Source organism: Streptomyces venezuelae (genome assembly GCF_008642375.1).
Taxonomy (GTDB): domain Bacteria; phylum Actinomycetota; class Actinomycetes; order Streptomycetales; family Streptomycetaceae; genus Streptomyces; species Streptomyces venezuelae_G.
This window is the reverse complement of sequence record NZ_CP029194.1, coordinates 4,163,766-4,182,201: the sequence shown is the minus strand read 5'-3', so window position 1 is coordinate 4,182,201 and position 18,436 is coordinate 4,163,766. Positions and strand designations below refer to the sequence as shown.

18 protein-coding genes are annotated in these 18,436 nt (G+C 72.3%); 4 read left to right on the top strand and 14 right to left on the bottom strand.

The annotated features are described in order from the left end of the window. Positions 1-8: 8 nt before the first annotated feature. The 4 genes from DEJ46_RS19040 to DEJ46_RS19025 all read right to left on the bottom strand — a co-directional run bounded on the left by DEJ46_RS19040 (position 9) and on the right by DEJ46_RS19025 (position 3,158). A complete protein-coding gene (locus DEJ46_RS19040) occupies positions 9-686 on the bottom strand; it encodes an HhH-GPD-type base excision DNA repair protein (protein ID WP_150268026.1) in 678 nt (225 codons plus the stop codon). 42 nt (positions 687-728) lie between these two features. Next, positions 729-1,784, bottom strand: coding sequence for an alpha/beta fold hydrolase (locus DEJ46_RS19035; RefSeq protein ID WP_150268024.1), 1,056 nt, complete (start codon positions 1,782-1,784; stop codon positions 729-731). A 39-nt stretch (positions 1,785-1,823) separates the two neighbouring features. Then, positions 1,824-2,396 carry an RBBP9/YdeN family alpha/beta hydrolase gene (locus tag DEJ46_RS19030; RefSeq protein WP_150268022.1) on the bottom strand — a complete coding sequence of 191 codons (573 nt, stop codon included), beginning with the start codon at positions 2,394-2,396 and terminating at the stop codon, positions 1,824-1,826. Between the two features lie 63 nt (positions 2,397-2,459). Beyond that, positions 2,460-3,158 (bottom strand): TetR/AcrR family transcriptional regulator, encoded by a 699-nt coding sequence (locus DEJ46_RS19025; protein WP_150268020.1) that lies wholly within the window; start codon positions 3,156-3,158, stop codon positions 2,460-2,462. 165 nt (positions 3,159-3,323) lie between these two features. Here DEJ46_RS19025 and wrbA point away from each other — a divergent pair, with 165 nt between their 5' ends. Beyond that, positions 3,324-3,932, top strand: coding sequence for an NAD(P)H:quinone oxidoreductase (gene wrbA / locus DEJ46_RS19020; protein WP_150268018.1), 609 nt, complete (start codon positions 3,324-3,326; stop codon positions 3,930-3,932). A gap of 153 nt (positions 3,933-4,085) precedes the next feature. Here wrbA and DEJ46_RS19015 read toward each other — a convergent pair whose 3' ends face one another. Next, positions 4,086-4,373, bottom strand: a complete 288-nt coding sequence (locus DEJ46_RS19015) for a metal-sensitive transcriptional regulator (RefSeq protein WP_150268016.1) — start codon at positions 4,371-4,373, stop codon at positions 4,086-4,088. A gap of 115 nt (positions 4,374-4,488) precedes the next feature. Beyond that, on the bottom strand, positions 4,489-5,136 hold the full coding sequence (locus DEJ46_RS19010) for a TetR/AcrR family transcriptional regulator (protein ID WP_150268014.1): 648 nt from the start codon (positions 5,134-5,136) through the stop codon (positions 4,489-4,491). Between the two features lie 64 nt (positions 5,137-5,200). Between DEJ46_RS19010 and DEJ46_RS19005 the strand changes: the two genes are divergently transcribed. Continuing rightward, positions 5,201-6,631: a DHA2 family efflux MFS transporter permease subunit gene (locus DEJ46_RS19005; protein ID WP_150268012.1), complete on the top strand. Its 1,431-nt coding sequence runs from the start codon at positions 5,201-5,203 to the stop codon at positions 6,629-6,631. A gap of 43 nt (positions 6,632-6,674) precedes the next feature. On the opposite strand, the gene DEJ46_RS19000 is transcribed toward DEJ46_RS19005, so the two are convergent. Both DEJ46_RS19000 and DEJ46_RS18995 read right to left on the bottom strand, forming a co-directional pair. Beyond that, a complete protein-coding gene (locus DEJ46_RS19000) occupies positions 6,675-8,783 on the bottom strand; it encodes a TerD family protein (RefSeq protein WP_411757764.1) in 2,109 nt (702 codons plus the stop codon). Between the two features lie 202 nt (positions 8,784-8,985). After that, on the bottom strand, positions 8,986-9,402 hold the full coding sequence (locus tag DEJ46_RS18995) for a YciI family protein (RefSeq protein WP_150268010.1): 417 nt from the start codon (positions 9,400-9,402) through the stop codon (positions 8,986-8,988). A 131-nt stretch (positions 9,403-9,533) separates the two neighbouring features. On the opposite strand from DEJ46_RS18995, the gene DEJ46_RS18990 reads away from it, so the two are divergent. Continuing rightward, positions 9,534-10,163 (top strand): MarC family protein, encoded by a 630-nt coding sequence (locus tag DEJ46_RS18990; RefSeq protein WP_150268008.1) that lies wholly within the window; start codon positions 9,534-9,536, stop codon positions 10,161-10,163. A 10-nt stretch (positions 10,164-10,173) separates the two neighbouring features. Here DEJ46_RS18990 and DEJ46_RS18985 read toward each other — a convergent pair whose 3' ends face one another. The 4 genes from DEJ46_RS18985 to DEJ46_RS18970 form a co-directional block, all read right to left on the bottom strand. Further along, entirely contained in the window at positions 10,174-11,355 is a 1,182-nt protein-coding gene (locus DEJ46_RS18985) for a winged helix DNA-binding domain-containing protein (protein ID WP_150268006.1), read from the bottom strand. Between the two features lie 171 nt (positions 11,356-11,526). Continuing rightward, positions 11,527-12,585: an aldo/keto reductase gene (locus DEJ46_RS18980; RefSeq protein ID WP_150268004.1), complete on the bottom strand. Its 1,059-nt coding sequence runs from the start codon at positions 12,583-12,585 to the stop codon at positions 11,527-11,529. A gap of 173 nt (positions 12,586-12,758) precedes the next feature. Next, entirely contained in the window at positions 12,759-13,610 is an 852-nt protein-coding gene (locus tag DEJ46_RS18975) for an alpha/beta fold hydrolase (RefSeq protein WP_150268002.1), read from the bottom strand. After that, positions 13,603-14,607 (bottom strand): ArsR/SmtB family transcription factor, encoded by a 1,005-nt coding sequence (locus DEJ46_RS18970; protein WP_150268000.1) that lies wholly within the window; start codon positions 14,605-14,607, stop codon positions 13,603-13,605. Before DEJ46_RS18970 ends, DEJ46_RS18975 begins: the two co-directional genes overlap by 8 nt. A 105-nt stretch (positions 14,608-14,712) precedes the next feature. Between DEJ46_RS18970 and DEJ46_RS18965 the strand changes: the two genes are divergently transcribed. Next, entirely contained in the window at positions 14,713-15,903 is a 1,191-nt protein-coding gene (locus tag DEJ46_RS18965; RefSeq protein ID WP_150267998.1) for an MFS transporter, read from the top strand. 11 nt (positions 15,904-15,914) lie between these two features. Here DEJ46_RS18965 and DEJ46_RS18960 read toward each other — a convergent pair whose 3' ends face one another. Together DEJ46_RS18960 and DEJ46_RS18955 are read right to left on the bottom strand one after the other, a co-directional pair. Then, a complete protein-coding gene (locus DEJ46_RS18960; protein ID WP_150267996.1) occupies positions 15,915-16,124 on the bottom strand; it encodes a DUF4287 domain-containing protein in 210 nt (69 codons plus the stop codon). 75 nt (positions 16,125-16,199) lie between these two features. Further along, the gene (locus DEJ46_RS18955; protein ID WP_150274556.1) at positions 16,200-18,434 is read right to left on the bottom strand and encodes an FtsX-like permease family protein; all 2,235 of its coding nucleotides are present in this window, start codon (positions 18,432-18,434) and stop codon (positions 16,200-16,202) included. Positions 18,435-18,436: the final 2 nt, after the last annotated feature.

The window sequence follows — 18,436 nt, the reverse complement described above, 5'->3', positions numbered from 1 at the left end:
TGGAATTATCAATTCCCGGACGTTTTGCCAGCCTTGGTGACTTTCTCCCTCTTTTCACCATTCTCACCGTTCCCGGCATTCTTTCCCTTCGCGGCTTTCTCGGCCTTCGCGGCCGCCTTCATCTCCTGCTTGTGCGCGCGCACCTTCGCGAGCGACTCGGGCCCGGTGATGTCGGCGGCCGAGCGGTACGAGCCCTGCTCGCCGTACGCCCCCGCCGCCTCCCGCCAGCCCGTGGGCCGCACGCCGTACTGCTTGCCGAGCAGCGCCAGGAAGATCTGCGCCTTCTGCTTGCCGAAACCAGGCAGCGCCTGGAGCCGCGCGAGCAGCTCCTTGCCGGTCGCCGCGTCCGCCCAGACGGCCTCGGCGTCGCCCCCGTACTCCTCGACGAGGAAATGGCAGAGCTGCTGGACGCGCTGGGCCATCGACCCCGGATAGCGGTGCACGGCCGGCTTCTCGGAGAGCAGCGCGGCGAACTCCTCCGGGGCGCGGGAGGCGATCTCGTGTGCGTCGAGATCGTCCGCCCCGAGCCGCGAGGCGATCGTGTACGGGCCGGAGAACGCCCATTCCATCGGAACCTGCTGGTCCAGGAGCATGCCGACGAGCGCGGCGAGCGGCGAGCGGGCGAGCAGCGCGTCGGCCTCCGGCTGCTGGGCGAGATGGATCTCGGGGGCTGCCTTGGAACTCATGCTTCGATCATCCCGCCGGTCCCGGGCGCGCGCCCGGTGGGCTCACCCTCCCCCGAGCTCAGGGCCTCGCCCGCGCAGGGGGACCCCCCTCGCGAAGCGGTCCAGGGCCGCGAGGATCAGCTCCCGGGTCCGCAGGTCGCCCAGGTGCCCCGCGTCCTCGATCACGTGCAGTTCGGCGTCCGGCCAGGCCCGGGACAGCTCCCAGGCGGTGGTGGGCGGGCCGGCCATGTCGAGCCGGCCCTGGATCAGGACGCCGGGGGTGCCCGCGAGCCGGTGCGCGTCGCGGAGCAGGGCGCCCTCCGCGAGCCAGGCGCCGTGGGCGAAGTAGTGGGCGCAGATCCGGACGAAGCCGAGCCGGGTGTCGTCGACCCGGTCGGTGTACGGGGTGCCCTGGCCCTCCGTGGAGAGGACGGCGTCCTCCCAGGCGCACCAGTCGGCCGCGGCCTTCTCCCGCACGGCCCGGTCGGGGTGGTTCAGCAGCGCGGAGTACGCCTCCACCAGGGCCTGTGCCCCGTCCGCCCGGGGCAGGTCCTTCGCCCCGTCCGCCCGGGGCAGGTCCTTCGCCCCGTCCGCCCGGGTCGGGTCCGACGGCGCGCCGGCCCCGGCCCTGAAGCGCTCGTGGGCCTCGGGGAAGAAGCGGCCGGCTCCCTCGTACAGCCAGGCGATCTCGGAGCGGCGGGTGGTCGTGACGGCCGCGAGGACGATCCCCGTCACGCGCTCGGGGTACGCCTCCGCGTACGCCAGGATCAGCGTGGCGCCCCAGGAGCCGCCGTACAGCAGCCACTGCTCGATGCCCAGGTGCTCGCGCAGCCGCTCCATGTCGGCCACCAGGTGTGCGGTGGTGTTCACGGACATGTCGGCGGCCGGGTCGCTCGCGTGCGGGGTGGAGCGCCCGCAGCCGCGCTGGTCGAAGAGGACGAGCCGGTACGCCTCCGGGTCGAAGTAGCGCCGGTTGTGCGGCGAGGACCCGGAGCCGGGCCCGCCGTGCACGACGAGCGCGGGCCGGCCCGCCGGGTTGCCGGAGACCTCCCAGTGGACGAGGTTGCCGTCTCCCACGTCGAGCAGGCCCTGGTCGTACGGTGCGGTCTCGGAGTACATCCGCCCGAGACTACGGGCGGTGGTCCCGTGGGCGCTCCGCTACCGGCCCTTGATCCGTACCGCCGGGTCCTCGCACCACTCCAGGACCGAGGCCCATTCCCCGTACCCCGAGTCGGGGTTGAGGTGCTCGCCGCCCGGGACGTGGTCCGTGTCGAGGCCGAGCGGGGTGCCGTAGTGGACGTCCGCGCCCTCGGGGCAGTACGGGTCCCCGTCCCCGTACACGAGCCGTGCGCGCACACTCGCTTCCGCGAGGCCGAGGTCGAGGTCGAGGCCGTCGGCGAACGCGGCGATCTCCGGGATCGACGCCGTCACCTGCGGCGACGGCGGGGCGACGAGCAGCACCCGGTCGGCGTCCGGCCGCCGCGCCCCGGCCCGCAGCCACAGCAGCACCGACAGGCTGTGCGCGAGCACCACGAACTCCCCGTCGGCCGGCCGCTCGCCGTGCTCCGCGAGCGCGGCGAGCCAGTCGTCGAGGACGGGCGCGTCCGCCTCGGGCAGCTGCGGATACCGCACCTCGTGCCCGCGCGCCCGCAGCTCACCGGCGAGCCAGTGCTGCCAGTGACCCGGCGGACGGTGGTTCTGGAAGCCGTGCAGGATCAGATACGTGGTCATGCCACGATCCTGCGGCCGGGGCCCGCTTCCGGTCCAGCACCGTCCATGCGTCGGAAACCCGCCTCAGGCCCGCAGGGTCAGCAGCTCCCGCACCCCGGCCTTCAGGCGCTCGCTCGACAGCTCCTGCTCGACCGTCAGGTGGTGCATCACGTCCGGTGAGAACGACGCGAGCGCGAGGTGAGCGAGGAGCGTGGCGTCGGAGCCGGGCCTCAATTCCCCGATGAGCAGGGCCATGTGCGTGTGCATCACCCGGTAGGCGCCGCTGTGGTAGCGGGCCCGGGGCGCTGCGGAGTGGGCGGCGAGCAGGATCTCGCGCTGCTCGCCGACCCGGTCGACGAGGGCGTCGAGGAAGGCGTCGAGCCGCTCGGCGGCGGGGGCGCCGGGCCCGAGGGGCGGCGGACCGCTCATGTAGGCCTCCTGGAACTGGCGCTCGCGGTCGTCGAGCAGGGCCCACAGGAGCTGGGAGACGTCGCCGAAGCGGCGGTAGACGGTGCCGACGCCGATGCCGCTGGCGTGGGCGACCTGGTTCATCGTGACGGCCTGGGGGCCGTCCTCGGCGACGATCCGGGCGGCCGCGTCGAGGATCTTCCGCCGGTTGCGGGCGGCGTCCGCGCGCTCGGGGGCGGGGCCGCCGCCGACGGTGGGGAGCAGGCCGAGCGTCGGCGCGGGCGCGGGCGCGGGCGCAGTTGCAGGTGTGGGCGCGGGTGCAGGGGAGGGCGGGGTCGCGGCCGCGTCCCCGGTCCGCGGTTCTCTCGTGCTCATCCAGCCGGCTCCTGTCCTGTTCGCCTGTTCGCCCGTGCGCCCGATGCCCGTGTCCCCCTCCGTAGGCCTCGATCCGAGCATACCTGCCGCCCTTGCGAACCGGATAGCAATCCACTTAACCTCGGAACATCGAAGCGGAAAGTAATCCGGTTGAGGGAGTTCGTCATGTCCGTCAAGGTCGCCGTCATCTACTACTCGGCCACCGGGGCCGTCCACCAGCTCGCCCAGGCCGTCGCCGAGGGCGCCGAGAAGGCCGGTGCGGAGGTGCGGCTGCGCAGGGTGTCCGAGCTCGCCCCGGACGCCGCGATCGACGCGAACCCGGCCTGGCGCGCCCACGTCGACGCCACCGGTGGCGTGGAGGTCGCCACCCTGGACGACCTGGAGTGGGCCGACGCGTACGCGCTGGGATCCCCGACCCGCTTCGGGAACGTCGCCGCCCAGCTCAAGCAGTACGTCGACACCTCGGGCGGCCTCTGGCAGCGCGGCGTCATGGCGGACAAGCCCGCGACCGCCTTCACCAGCGCCCACAACCTCCACGGCGGCAACGAGTCGACGCTGCTCGCGCTCTACAACACCTTCCACCACTGGGGCTCGGTCATCGTCTCGCCCGGCTTCACCGACCCCTCCGTCTACGCGGCCGGCGGCAACCCCTACGGCACCTCGCACCCCGGCGCCAACGGCGCCCCTGAGGAGAACGTCCTCCAGGCCGCCCGCTACCAGGGCGCGCGCCTGACGCGGATCGCGAAGCGCCTGAAGGGCCTCGCGGACGACTGACGACTGACGACTGATTGCTGACGACTGACGACTGACGACTGACGACTGACGACTGACGACTGACGTTTGACGTCCGACGAGGAGCGCGGGAAAACGCGGAGCACCCCCAGGGGATGTCCCTGGGGGTGCTCCGCTTCAGAGGCTTTCGTTCTCCTACGCCAGCGACAGGAAGAGCTTCTCCAGCCGGGCCCGCATGGCGTCGCGGTCCTCGCCGTCCTTCCGGCCGTCCTCGATGTCGGTCAGGCACTGCTGGAGCCCGGTCGCGATGATCGCGAACCCGGCCCGGTCGAGGGCGCGGGAGGCGGCGGCGAGCTGGGTCACGACCTCCTCGCAGTCCCGGCCCTCCTCGATCATCCGGATCACGCCGGCGATCTGGCCCTGCGCCCGGCGCAGCCGGTTCAGTACGGCCTTGAGCTCCGCGCCCGCGAGATCGAGTTCCACGACTACTCCTCCACAGATACCCCGGGGGGTAATTTACTCCCCCGCACGGGGCTACGCCGAAGACCAAGGATGACACCTGCTCCGGGAGGCGGCGCTCAGCAGCCGTGAGCAGGGCTCATGGCGCGTAGCGGCGGAGGAACATCTCGACCCCGTCGGTGACGAGCCGCTCGCTCAGGTCCTCGGCGATCTCCGTCCCGTACTGCTCGAAGACCATCTGCGGGAAGACGAGCAGGGAGTAGAGCTGGAGCACCGCGACCTCCAGGTCGGGGATCTCCAGGCGGCCCCGGTCGGCGAGGGTGCGCAGCGCGTCGGCGACGGCGGGGTGGTGGCCGGCCGGGCCGTGGGCGTGCCAGGCGCGGCCCAGCTCGGGGAAGCGGTGCAGCTCGGTGGCGACGAGGGTGCGCAGCGCGCGGCCCTCCTCGTCGGCGCGTACGGCCCGGGCCCAGGCACGGCCGGCCTCGGTGAGGGCGGCGCGCAGGTCCTCGGCGTCGGCGAGGCGGGAGAGGTCCGGGCCCTCGGGGCCCTGGTGCAGCGGCTCGTCGAGGGCGCCGGCGACGACGGCGGTGAAGAGCGCTTCCTTGCTGCCGAAGTGGTTGTAGACGGTGACCTTGGAGACGCCCGCCTCGGCGGCGATGGCGTCCATGCCGACGCCGAAGCCCTCGCGGAGGAAGAGGTCGCGGGCGGCCCGCACGACGGCCTGCCGCTTGCGGGCGGCGCGGGCTCCGCCGGGGGCGGGCTTGGGGGCGTCGGGCTGCGCGTTCATGGCCGAACGGTACCAACTCAACTGTACCGTTGAGTTCAACTGTACTGTGCCGTACAGTTCAGTTATGCCCACCGACATCGCCGTACCGACCCCTGCCTCCACGCATCCACGCCGCTGGACGGCACTCGCGCTGATCTGCGCGGCCCAGTTCATGCTGGTCCTCGACGTCACCGTCGTGAACGTCGCCCTGCCGTCCCTCTCCGCCGACCTCGACCTCGACCGCACGGCCCTGACCTGGGTCGTCACCGCGTACACCCTCTGCTTCGGAGGGCTCATGCTCCTCGGCGGCCGGCTCGCCGACGCCCTGGGAGCCCGCCGCGTCCTCCTGGCCGGGCTCGCGCTCTTCACCGCGGCGTCCCTCGTCTGCGGCCTCGCCGCGAGCGCCCCCGTGCTGCTCGGCGGCCGCGTCGCCCAGGGCGTGGGCGCGGCGCTCCTCTCCCCGGCGGCGCTCGCCCTCGTCACGACCGCCTTCCACGGCGCCGAGCGCGCCAAGGCCCTCGGGGCGTGGGCGGCGATCGGCGGCACCGGCTCGGCCGTCGGCGTCCTCCTCGGCGGAGCCCTCACCGAGGGCCCGGGCTGGCCCTGGGTCTTCTACGTCAACGTCCCGGTGGGCCTGGCCCTGCTGGCCGCACTCCCGAAGGTCCTGCCGGACGACCACCGACGGCCGGGGCGCACGGGGCGCACGGGCGGCCGGCTGGACGCCCCCGGCGCCCTCGTCGTGACCGCCGCCACGGGCGCGCTCGTCTACGGCCTCGTCCAGGCGGGCGACTCGGGCTGGGCGTCCGCCGAGACCCTGCTGCCGCTGCTCGGCGCGGTCGCGCTGTACGGGATCTTCGTGGCGGTCGAGCGGGCGAGCAGCGCCCCGCTGATGGACCTCAGGATGCTGAGGCGGCGCCCGGTCGTCGCGGGCTCGCTCCTCATGCTGGTCGCGACCGCGCTCCTGATCTCGTTCTTCTTCCTGGGCTCGATGCAGCTCCAGCACGTGTACGGCCTCGGGGCCCTCCGTACCGGGCTGCTCTTCCTCCCGGTCGCCCTCACGACCGCGATCGGCGCCCACCTCGGCGCGCGCCTCGTGACGACGCAGGGCCCGCGCGCCTGCGCCACCGGCGGCCTGGCCCTGGCGGCCCTCGGCTGCCTCCCGCTGACGGTCCTCACCCCGGGCGCCAACCCCTGGGCCACCCTCCTGCCCACCCTGGCCACGGCTTCCTTCGGCCTCGGCGCGGTCTTCGTCGCGGCGACGACGACCGCCCTGGGCCTGATCACCCCGCACGAGGCCGGCCTCGCCTCGGGCATCGTGAACACCTTCCACGAGGTGGGCGGCTCGATCGGCGTGGCCGCGGTCTCCACCCTCGCCCTCACCACCACGACGGGCACGGGCTTCACGACGGCCTTCACCCTCTGCACGGCCGCAGCGGCCGCAGCAGCCCTGACGGCCCCCTTCCTCATCCCCCGAGGCACCCCCCGCCCGACGGGCGGCCCCCACGGGGTGCACTGAGGGCGGGCGGTGGGGCCCGGGGACTCAGCGAGCTCCTGAAGCGTCAGCGGCGGCCTTGCCACGGGAGGTCCGCCGCTGCTCGAACTGGCCCACGTGCGCGACGACCGAGGCGTGGAAACGGTCGACGGCCTCGTCGATGCTGCGGATGAACCCCGATTCCGTACCGCCCCGGCTGCCGCCCATGCCCTTGAAGAGCGACAGCCTGAAGCCGGTGATGGCCGCGCCGTCCTTGGGCAGCAGGTCGCCGGGCTCCGGGCGTAGCCGCTCCAGGGTTCCGCGGGTCCCGCTCCGCCCCTCCACGAGGGTCTCGACATGCAGGTCGGCTGGGGCCTCGTCCAGGACCCCGCAGGAGCCGCTTCGCGACCGAGAGAGGGTAGGCGCCCTCCGGTGCGGGGACGTCGATGGACGTACGGATCTTCCCGGTGCGGAGGTCCGCCGTGATGGCCAGGATGCTCTGCGCGCCGTCGACACGCAGCTCGGCGGCGAGCTTCCCTTCCTCGCAGAGCCGGTCGGCGAGTTCCGTACGCCGTGACTTCGGGTCGGTGCCCCGCTTCGCCCGCTGCACGGGCAGCGCCTTCTGCCCGAGCTCGCCGCCCAGCCGCAGACAGACCTGGCGGATGAGCCGCTCCCAGCTCTCCACGACCTCCACGGCGCGCGGGTCGCCCTGGCACAGGGTCTCGGAGTCGATGCCGTTGCGCACGGGCACCCACGACGGCCCCATGTTCTGGAAGCCGTGACAACCGGAGTTCTCGTGCTGGAGGTAGTGGAGCAGCTCCTGCAGGAGCCAGGCGTGGGCGGCGTTCCCCACACCTTCGTGACGGATCAGCATCTGCGCCTGATGGGCAACCTCGGCCCATGAGAGGTGCCAGAGCGAGACCTTGTGCTTGCGCCGCCCGTCGGTCTTCACGTCGACGAGCGGACTCCCCTCCAGGGCCACGTCGTTGGAGAGGGTGATGACGGCCTCGTACCCCCGCCTGGCGGCGATGTCCATGTAGTTCTGGACCTGCTCGGACTTCAGCGGGTTGCCGTTGGTCTTGGTCTCCACGAGCGCGGTCCAGAGCTTCCCGGCCCGCTCCACCCGGATGACGCCGTCCGGGCGCTTCGGGGTGTCGCCGTGCGGGAGGGAGACCTCGGTGAACGTCTGCATCCGGCCCGCGGGGGCTCCGAAACCCGCGGTGAGGCGACGGCCGAACTCCGGCACCTCCGCCATCACGGAGAGGAGCACCGAGGTCGCGCGCACCTCGCGCTCCCGATCGCTCTTGTAGGAGGGGACGGGGAAGAGCCGGGCGGGCTTCCAGGAGTCGTTCTCCGCCAGGGACTTCTTCGTGGCCTTGGGGAGAGTGACCTTCTTCTTGGCCGTCCGCGTGCCCCGGCGCCGGGCGGGTTCGGGATTCCCGCCGGGCGGGGTGGGGCCGTCCGCGACGCGGTCGGCGGAGGAGGTCGCCTGGGCGGGAAGAGCGACGGCGCCGGAGCCGGCACGGGGAGCCTGAGGAGCGAGAGCCGTACGGGCACCGGTATCCGTGCCCGTACTCGCTTCCGCACCCGTGTCCGCCTCTGCTTCCGCTGCCGTACTCGTACCCGCGGCGTCGCTCTCGTCGGCCTCGTCGCTCTCGTCGTCCTCGACGACGGTGATGCCGAAGTCGGTGGCGAGACCGGTGAGACCGGTCTCGTAGCCCTGACCCACGGCACGGAACTTCCACTCGTCGTTCCGGCGGTACAGCTCGCCGAAGATGAAGGCCGTCTCGACGGTGGCGTCCGTGATGGAGAAGCCGAGAAGGGCCTCGCCCGAGCGGTCGGTGACCGCCATGCGCAGGTCGTCCAGATCGCCGAAACGGGCGCCGCCGTACTGGCTCGCGGCCACGACGATGGTGACGATGTCCGAAGGGATCGCCGTGAGGTCCAGGCTGATCCGGTCCTCGCTGCCGTTCTCCGTCGGGACCTTGCCCAGCAGCTGCACGCTGCCGTCATCGGCGGCGGGGTGGTTGTAGAAGTAGAAGTCGGTGTCCCCCCGCACCTTGCCGCTGCCGTCGAGGAGCAGTACGGAGACGTCCGCGTCGCCGTCGCCGGACGCGCTGCTCCAACTGAGGCTGACGATCACCGCCCCGGCGTCCTCGCTGAGGGCGGTCAGCCCGATGTTCGCTCCCTTGGACATCTCCTGCATGCGTCCCCCCGGACCCCTCGCGATGTGATGTACGCCTCAGGGGAACCGTAACGTCCGCAACGGACGGACGGGGAGGCAATGTGAAAGTCGGACGAAAGACGTGGGTCCGTACGCCGAAGCCCCGAGAGATCCCTGCGGAGGGAGCGCTCGGGGCTCGGGGCGTGGCCCCGCTCGGTCCTGGCCCGGTCCTTGCTCAGTCCTGGCTCGGACCCCGCTCGTCGACCGGGCGGATCACCACCGCGTACTCCGGGGAGCCGGCCGGGGCCGGGCAGCGGGCGACCTGGGCGGCGATCTCCGTGACGCGCTCCAGGGAGGCGCAGTCGAGGAGCCAGTAGCCGGCGAGGACCTCCTTGGTCTCCGCGTACGGGCCGTCCGTGACGACCGGCCTGCCGTCGCCGTCCACCGTCACGAAGCGGGTCGTGGACGGGGCGGCGAGGCCCTGGCCGTCGAGCATCTCGCCGTTGGCGGTCAGCTCGGTGTTGATCGTGTTCATGTGGTCGAACATCGCCTTGAGGTCCGCCTTGCTCCAGGCGGGACTCGCGGCGGAACCGTTGCCCACCATCGCCTCGTAGTCGACCTGAGAGCCCTGCACCATCACCAGGTACTTCATGACGTCCTCCTCGTATCCGTGTCCGGTACTGCCTCTCGCAGGAGAGTCGGAGCCGGGAGGCGGTTCTCGACACCGCGCGGGATTCGGCCGGAAAAACGGGAGAAATCACCCGGGCGTCCCATGATTCCAGGGTGCACGCACTCAGCTTCTCCACCGCCTTCATCGCTTTCTTCTCCGTCGTCGGCCCGCCCAAGGTGCTCCTCTCCTTCGCCGGCCTCGCCCAGATCCACTCCGCCCGCCAGCTGCGCTCCGTCGCCCTCGTCTCCTCGGGCCTGGCCGTCCTCGTCGGGCTGGGCACCGGCATCACGGCCCCGTGGCTGCTGAACCTCTTCCACATCAGTACGCCCGCGCTCATGCTCGCGGGCGGGGTCATCTTCTTCCTCTACGCCCTCGGGCTCGTCCTCGGCTTCCACATCGGCCCCGTCAGCGTCCACCGGGACGCCCCGGACCTGGTCAGCGGCGTGCGCGAGTTGCTCACGCCGTACGTGGTGAGCCCGCTCGCCATGACGGCGATCCTCCTCGGGGGCGCCTCCGGCGACTCCTTCGCCTGGCGCTCGACCGTCGTCCTCGCCTACGCGGCCGTCATCGCCCTCGACCTGGCCTGCGTCCTGCTCCTCGCCGGCGTCCTGCGCCGCGCCCAAGGCACCACCATCGAGCTCCTCGGCCGGCTCCTGGGTCTGCTGCTCGCCGCGGTCGCCGTCGACCTCGTCCTCAACGGCCTCGCCGACCTGGGGGTCCCCGGGCTCGACGACAGTGAGTAGGCGCCGGTGATCAGGACGCGGCCAGCTCCCGCTCCAGCGGGGTGCGGAAACGGGGCGTCACCCGTACGTCCCCCACCCACCCCGCCAGCCGCGCCGACTCCGCCCCGATCGCCCGCTCCGCCTCCCCGCCCACGTCGGCCAGGAGCCGGTGGACGATCCCGCCGTCCGGCCGCTGCGCCCAGACCCCGACGATCCGGCCGTCCCACCACACCGTCGGCGCGATGTTCCCGCTGCGGTCGTACAGCGCGGCCCGGTGCCCGGGGTCCTGGTACCAGTCCCGGGCCTGCCAGCCCATCGCCGTCGGGTCGAGGGCCGGCAGCAGCGCCGCCCAGGGCTCCGGCGCCGGTACGGGTCCGAGGTCGTCCGGCAGGACGAAGCCCGTCCCGTCGGCCAGGGTCACCGCCACCGCCCCGACCGCCGCGAGTGCCGCGCGCACGTCCGTGACCTTCCACCCCGTCCACCACTTCAGGTCCGCCTCGGTCGCCGGCCCGCAGGCCGCCAGCCAGCGCCCGAGCAGCTCGGCCCGCGCCTGCGCCGCCGGCACCGCCGGGTGCTCCTCGGCGAGCGCCCAGCGGAACCGGCTCGACGTCCACGTCCCCTGCGGCCGCCCCCGGACGATCCGCCCCTCCATGCCGAGGACCCGCAGCGCCCGGCTCGCGACGGACTGGACGCCCTCCTGGCGGGTGCCCGGCCCGTACACGTACGTCTCCCTCAACCTCGGTACGGCCGCACCCAGTTCGGCTCCGGTCGCCTCCCCCCGTACGGCCAGCTCGGCGAGGACCAGGCGCTCGGTCTCCACGAGCCAGGCCTCGTCGAAGGAGCCTCCCGCCGCCAAGTGCCGCAGCAGCATGGTGCGTTCGCGGACGGCAGCGGGAAGGGTCGTCGAGGACTGGACGGCGGGCGCCAGAGAGGACGGGAAGACGAAGAGCGTGTGCCGCATGCCGTGCATCCGGACCAGGGACCGTTCCTCGTACAGCGCCCGCTCGACCGGCGCGACCGGCCCGGCCTCGCCCGCCAGCCGCGCCCCCACCGCGAGGAACACGCTCGCCGGGTCCGTCCCGTGCAGCGCCACCAAGGAGTCCCCGACCTCCTCGGCGCTCTCCGCCCGCGCGGCCCCGGCCAGCCGGTGCCGGACCGCGAGCCGGGCCCGGCGCTCTGCGTCGCCGATCGTTCTCGTACGCGTCTCACTCATGCGGCCAGCATGGATTCAGGCGCGGCCGGAGCGGAGCACATCCGCCCCAGCGAGCCGCGAGACGCGAGCCGCGAGACGCGAGCCGCGAGACGGGAGCCGCGAGCCGCGTGGTGCGGGGTGGCGCCGGGCCCGCCACCACCCGCTCGGCCACCCGCTCGGCCACCCTCCCGCTCAACCCGCCGCGCGCTCCTCCAACGGCCGTCGGCGCAGGGCGGGTTCCGTCAGGGCGCGCGGGCGCCAGACGCCGTCCGGCGGGTAGATGTTCGTCCCCGGCGGCACGATCGCGTCGATCCGGTCGAGGATCTCGTCCGTGAGGACCACCGGCGCCCCCTTCAGCAGCCCCTCCAGCTGCTCCATCGTGCGCGGCCCGATGATCACGGAGGTCACGGCCGGGTGCGCGGTCACGAAGGCGATCGCCAGCTCGGGCAGGCTGCACCCGATCTCGTCGGCCAGCGCGACGAGCTCCTCGACGGCGTCGAGCTTGGCGGCGTTGACGGGGAGCGAGGGGTCGAAGCGGTGCGGGTTGAGCGCGGCCCGCCCGCTGGTCAGGTCGATCGGCGCGCCCTTGCGGTACCGGCCGGTGAGGAAGCCGGACGCGAGCGGGCTCCAGGTCAGCACCCCCATCCCGTACCGCTGGGCCACGGGCAGCACGGAGGCCTCCACGCCCCGCGCGAGCAGCGAGTACGGCGGCTGCTCGGAGCGGAAGCGGCGCAGCCCGCGCCGGTCGGCGACGGCGTGCGCCTCGACGATCTCCTCGGCGGGGAAGGTGGAGCAGCCGAACGCCCGGATCTTCCCCTGCGTGACGAGGTCGCCGAGGACGTCGAGGGTCTCCTCGATGTCGGTGCGGGGGTCGGGCCGGTGGACCTGGTAGAGGTCGATCCAGTCGGTCCCGAGCCGCCGCAGGCTGTTCTCGACGGCGCGGGTGATCCAACGCCGTGACAGGCCGCCCTTGTTGGGGCCTTCGTCGCCCATCGGGAAGTACACCTTCGTCGCGAGGACGGTCGACTCGCGGCGCCGGGAGTCGCGCAGGGCCTTGCCGACGATCTCCTCGGACTCGCCGGCCGAGTACATGTCGGCGGTGTCCACGAAGTTGATGCCCTGGTCGAGGGCGGCATGGATGATCCGTACGGAGTCCTCGTGGTCCGGATTGCCGACGGCACCGAACATCATGGTGCCGAGGCAGTAGGTGCTGACGTCGATCCCGGTCCCGCCGAGTGTTCGATAGCGCATGCGCGCACTGTAGGAATTGGAGTGCACTCCAAGGCAAGGGGGCAAGGGGGCAAGGGCGGCGAGGGCGGCGAGGGGCAGGGGACGGGGGACGGGGACGGGGGCGAGGGGGTGAGGGGGCGAGGGGCGATCCCCGGGGCCGAGTGCCCGGTCACCGTCCGGCCCGACCCGGCGGCTCAGCCGCCCAGGAAGCCCGTGACCAGCGAGTGCAGCACCTCGGGCCGCTCCAGATGCGTGTCGTGCCCGGTGCCGGGCACGCTGACGCCGTGCAGTCCGGGCAGGAGCCGGGCCATCTCCGCGTACTCCTCGGCCCCGATGATCCCGCCCTCCTCACCCTGCCCGAGGACGGCGAGGACGGGGCAGGTGATCGCCGCCCATTCGCTCCAGAAGGCGCGGGCGGCGTTGTCGTCGAGCGACCGGACCATGACGTCGGCGTCGAAGCGGGGCCACAGCCCGTCGCCGCGCTCCTCGAGCCCGCTCGCCCAGCCCTCCCCGACGAGCCGCTTGCCGCCGCCGAGGTACGCGACGGCCGCCTCCCGCGTCGGGAAGGGCACCGGCCAGTCGGCGAACCACTCCGCGATGCCCGCCTGGACACCCGGCTCCGATCCGCCGGGCCCGGCCTCGACGAGGACGAGGGCGCGGGGCAGCCCGGGATGGGCGGCGGCGGTGAGCAGGGCGGTGTGCCCGCCGAGGGACTGCCCCACCAACACGGGCTGTCGGAGCCCGAGTTCCGTCACCACCGCGACGACATCGGCGACGTACGCGGCGCGCGAGACGTCCTCGGGCCGCCGCTCGCTGCTTCCGTGCCCGCGCTGGTCGAGGGCGAGGACGCGGTGTCCGGCGTCCCGCAGGGCGCGGGCGGTCACGTCCCACTCACCGGCGTGCCCGGCGAGCCCGTGGAGGAGGAGGACGTCGGCCCCGGTGCCTCCCCAGTCGTGACAGGACAGCCGCACGCCGTCACGCGCCACGACGACCCGCTCGACGGGCTCGCCCGGCTCGCTGCAGGAAGAGGACAGAGAATCAGCCATCGCACGATCCTCCCTGGTCGAGGAGTTGATCGGCAATGGATGTGCGGGCGTAGAGGACGGAGCGCCCGCTGCGGTGGGCGGTGACGAGGCCGGCGTTCCGCAGGGCGATGAGGTGCTGGGAGACGCCGGCCGCGGACAGGCCGCAGTGCGTGGCGAGCTGCGTGGTGGAGGCCGGGGTGTCGAGCTCGGTGAGGAGCAGGGTGCGGGAGCGCCCGAGGACGGCGGCGACGGCGTCCGCGGAGGCGGTCGTACGGGGTTCCCACAGAGTGCCGATGCCCCGCGCGGGGTAGGCGAGTTGGGGCGGATCGGGGTGGACGGACCGGGTGAGGACCTTGGGCCAGGCGAAGGCCGAGGGGATGAGGAGGAGCCCGGAGCCGGCCTTGTCGCGGGTGAGCGCGCAGTGGCGGCGTACGAGCCGCAGGGTGCCGTCGTCCCACCGTACGGTCTCGTGGAGTTCGCTCAGGACCCGGGCCGAACCGTGCTCCGCGACCTGGCGGGCCCGGTGGAAGACGTCGGCCTCCAGGAGCTTCTGGATGCGGGCCCAGTAGGGCGCGAGACCGATCTCCCAGTACGTGTCGATCTCGTCGGCGACCTTGCGGAGGGCGGCTTCGGGGGCCTCGTGCAGGAGTCGGCGGCGGGGGCCGTCGCCGACCTCCACGCCGAGGCGCCTGAGGTCGTCGCGTACCTGCTCGGGAGGGGTGCGGCGGATGGCGTCGAGCTCGGCTTCGAGGGTGGGGAAGGGGCCGGTGGGGGTGGGGTTGAGGAAGTCGGCGAGATAGCCGTGGGCGGGTACGAGGGTGGCGAGCCAGCCGCGGTCGAGCCCGGCCCGGACGAGCCGGGGCCGGACCTGGGCGACCCAACGCCGGTGGTGGGAGGTGCCGGTGGCGCCGGGCTGCCGGGCGAGGAGGCGGAAGCTGGTGACGACCTCCCACATGGGGGAGACGGCGAAGCGGGTCTGGGCGAGGTCGGCGGCGGAGAAACGGAGCCCGGATTCCATGGAGTTACCGTCCTGGTCGGCGCGACACGGCGAAGAGATGCGTAATGGATTCGTCCTGAGCTTAATCATTGGAGGGGGAGGCAGGAGCACCCACAGACTCCCCCCATGCCCTCCTCCTTCCGCGGTCTCCCGCCCGTCGTCTGGACGATCTTCGCCGGAACGATCGTCAACCGCCTCGGCTACCTCGTCACGCCGTTCCTGGTCTTCTTCCTCGCGTCGCGAGGGGTGACCGGCGCCGACACCTCGTACGTCCTCGGCGCCCTCGGCGCGGGCAACCTCATCGGCCCCGCCGTCGGCGGCATCCTCGCCGACCGCATCGGCCGCCGTCCGACGATGCTGATCGGCCTGATCGGCGCGGCGGCGGCGCAGGGGGCACTGTTCCTGGCCCCTGGGGTGTGGACGATGGCGGCGGCGTCGCTGCTGATCAGCACGGCGGGCAGCACGGTGTCACCGGCGGCGTCCGCGCTGCTGGCCGACGCGGTGGACAGCGACCGCCGCCGGCGCGCGTACGCCCTCTTCGGTTGGGGAGTGAACATCGGCACCGCGGTGGCGGGCGTCCTGGGCGGCTACCTGGCGGCCCACGGCTACTGGCTGCTGTTCGCGGTGGACGCGGGTTCGATGCTGCTGTACGCGGTGGTGGTGGCCACCCGCCTCAAGGAACCGACCCACGCGAAGGCCATGGGGAAGAAGGACGGAATCGGCTACGGAGTGGTCCTCCGGGACCGCCTGGCCCTGCTGCTCCTCCCGCTCTTCGGCATCCAGCTGTTCGTGTACTCGCTGACCGAGGTCGCGCTGCCGCTCGCGGTCCGCGACAGCGGCCTCTCCCCGGCGGTGTACGGGGCGATGGCGGCGGTCAACGCGGTCCTGGTGGTCGCCTTCCAGCCCTTCGTGACCGCCCGGCTGGCCGGGCTGCCGCAGCTCGCGGTGCAGAGCTCCGGCAGCGTCCTGATCGCGGTGGGCGTGGCGCTCACGGGCCTGGCGGACGGGATCGTCGGCTACACGGTGTCGGTCGTGGTCTGGTCGCTCGGCGAGGTCGTGGTCGCCGGCATCGCGGCGAGCGTCGTCGCCAACCTGGCCCCGGCACACGCCCGGGGCCGCTACCAGGGCGCCTTCAGCTGGACCTGGGGCGTGGCCCGCTTCGCGGCCCTCACCGCGGGCGTGGCCGCGTACACGACGCTGGGCCCGGACGTCCTGTGGTGGACGGCCCTGCTGGCGGGCACGGCGGCCGCGGCGGCGACCCTGACCCTGGTGCCGCGAGTCCACCACCGGACGGCGGCCCACGAACTGGCGGCCTGAGCCGCCGTACCCTACTTACCTTCCGCCAGGGTATGGGCGACGAGAGCATTGGCATGCCCGTGCCCAAGCCCGTGCTCGGCCTTGAGCCAGGAGACGAGCTCCATGTGCTTGCTGAGCGGCGAGGCACGGATGAGCTCCTGCCACTCGGAGACCGGCCGCCCGTACTTCTTCTCGATGGAGGGGAAGTAGCTGGCGGGTCCCTTGGGGGTGTTCTCGGCCATGGTGATCTCCTGGGTGAGGCGGGCAACTGAAGGTATGACCCCCGCTGCACCCGGAACTCATCGCCGGCCACGAGATCAGTCCCGCCGAATGTGCTCGGGGTCGATGTGCCGCCGGACCATGGGCACGGAGGCGAGGGCGGCGACGACCAGCACGCCCAGGGCGCAGGCGAGGAGCAGCGGCAGCCCTTCCCAGTCCCAGTGGACCGCGCCGCCCCCGGTGATCAGATAACTGGACTCGGCAAGCCACCCGGTGACGATGGCCGCCCCCAACCCCACGACGAGCGGCAACCCGACCTGCAAGACCTGCACAACCCGCAGCGTCCCGGCCCGAGCCCCCAAGAGGGCGAGCGCGGTCACCTGCCCCCGCCGCTCCATGGCCCGATCGGCCACGGACACGACGAACGCGGCGACCCCGATGACCAACCCCAGCACCATCCCGACGGCGAGCAGACTGCGAATCACGGTGAGCTGCGCAAGCGAGTCGATCACGATCCCGACAGGATCGACGGCCGCGGTCGGTGCAATGGCCCCGACACCGTCGAGGACGGCCCGGATGGTGGCGGGGTCGGCGTCGCTGGCCAGCGTCAGAGTGCCGGCCGAATCCAGCAGGTTCGGAGGTGCGAGAGCAGGCGGCACGAGCAGAGCAGCGGTGCGGAAGACGGACGGCTGGTACGCGGTCATGTCGACGCGTTCGTGGGGGACGGTAAGCGTGATCTTTCGCCTGTCGCGCGTCTCGAAAGGGAATCGGTCACCGGGCTGAGGGTCGTCCGGGTATGCCGCATTGGCATCGTGCAGCTGCATGGCTTTTCCGTCCACACAGCCCTGTGCCCGGAGCGTGGTTGCGGCGAGCTGGGCGCAGGTGGCGACCACCAGGTCCAGGCGCGGCTGCCATTCACCGTCCATGGGAGCCCATGAGCTGTACGTGAGCATCTGCATCCGCACGCCGGGCACCTGCGTGAGCTGTTGCCTTTGCTTGGGGCTCAGTTCGCTGAGGCTGATGTTGTACTCCTGGACGGGAGTCGTCCGCCGACTGACCTGGTCCAGCTCGACGAGCACACCTTGCGTGAGCGACGCGCCGAACACGAGGAGGACCAGCCCGGTGACCACCCGCAGTGACGAACCGGGATCGACCTCCGTACGCCTCATCGCCAGCGCCACAGGAAGCGACTTCGACACTCCGGCAAGCCGCCGCGCGAGCCACGCCGTGATCGGCGCCAAACCGAAAACGAGCCCGGCACCGGTCAGCAGCACGGCGCCGGGTACAAGCACGGAACTGGCAGAACCCCCGGACGGGTCGCGGCCCATCACACTGAGCACGCAATACCCGCCGATGACCCCGAGTCCCGGGATCAGCAGCAATGTTCCGTACATCCTCGGAGGTTTGCGCTCCCCGGTCCGCCGGACGCTGATCGGCGACAGGGCTGCCCGCCGCGCACTGAACTGCCCCACGACCCACGCGAGCGCCGGACACCCGAGCAGACACACGGCCACGGTCGACGCCTCGGGCCGCCCGTCGGCCGGATACCAATGCAGCCCCGGCAGCCCGACCCGCGCCATGACCTCATTGACCCCGAGATACCCGACGACCCCGAGCACGGCCCCTACAAACGCGGCGGCCACGCTCTCCCCGGCATTGACCCGCAGCGTGTCCTTCACGCTGAGCCCGACGAGCCGAAGGGCGGCGAGCCGACGAGCCCGGGACTCTCCGGAGAGCCTTGCGCAGACGGAGAGAAAGATGACGAGGGGAAGCAGCACGATGCACCCGAGGGTGAATCGCAGGATGTCGAGCGTTGATTCATCGATGAGTTCGTGCCAAGGGTGCTTGGCGCCGAAACTGCCGAGCGGGATTGCTTGGGGGAGCTCGGCCGGAGTGGTGCCAACATAGGCGTAGAGCTCTTCGGAGCCACCCAACCCTTCCGGCGAGATCATCCCAATCACACGGCCAGGAACGAGACCAGCGGTGCCGGGGTGTGCTTCCAGGGCTTCGGCGAGCTTCGGCGAGATGATGGTCTCGCCAGCTCGGGGAAGTCTATTGATGCCTGGCGGCACTGGTGTAGGGCCAGGCTTCGTACGAGCGACGAATACCCGATGGAGTGGCGTTGATCCAAACGGATCGCGGAACTCTTGGTAAACGAAATGATTGTTCGGGCCCGGTCGCGGTTCACGGCTGGCTGCGCGAGCATCGTGCGCAGCGATGATCGACGGAATGGTGAGGGCAGCGGCAAGGCACGCTGCGCCGAGCCCGGAGCCGATTGCCATCAAGAGGAAGCGTGCCCGACCTCTCCGGCCGCTGCCCCATACCAGACGCATTC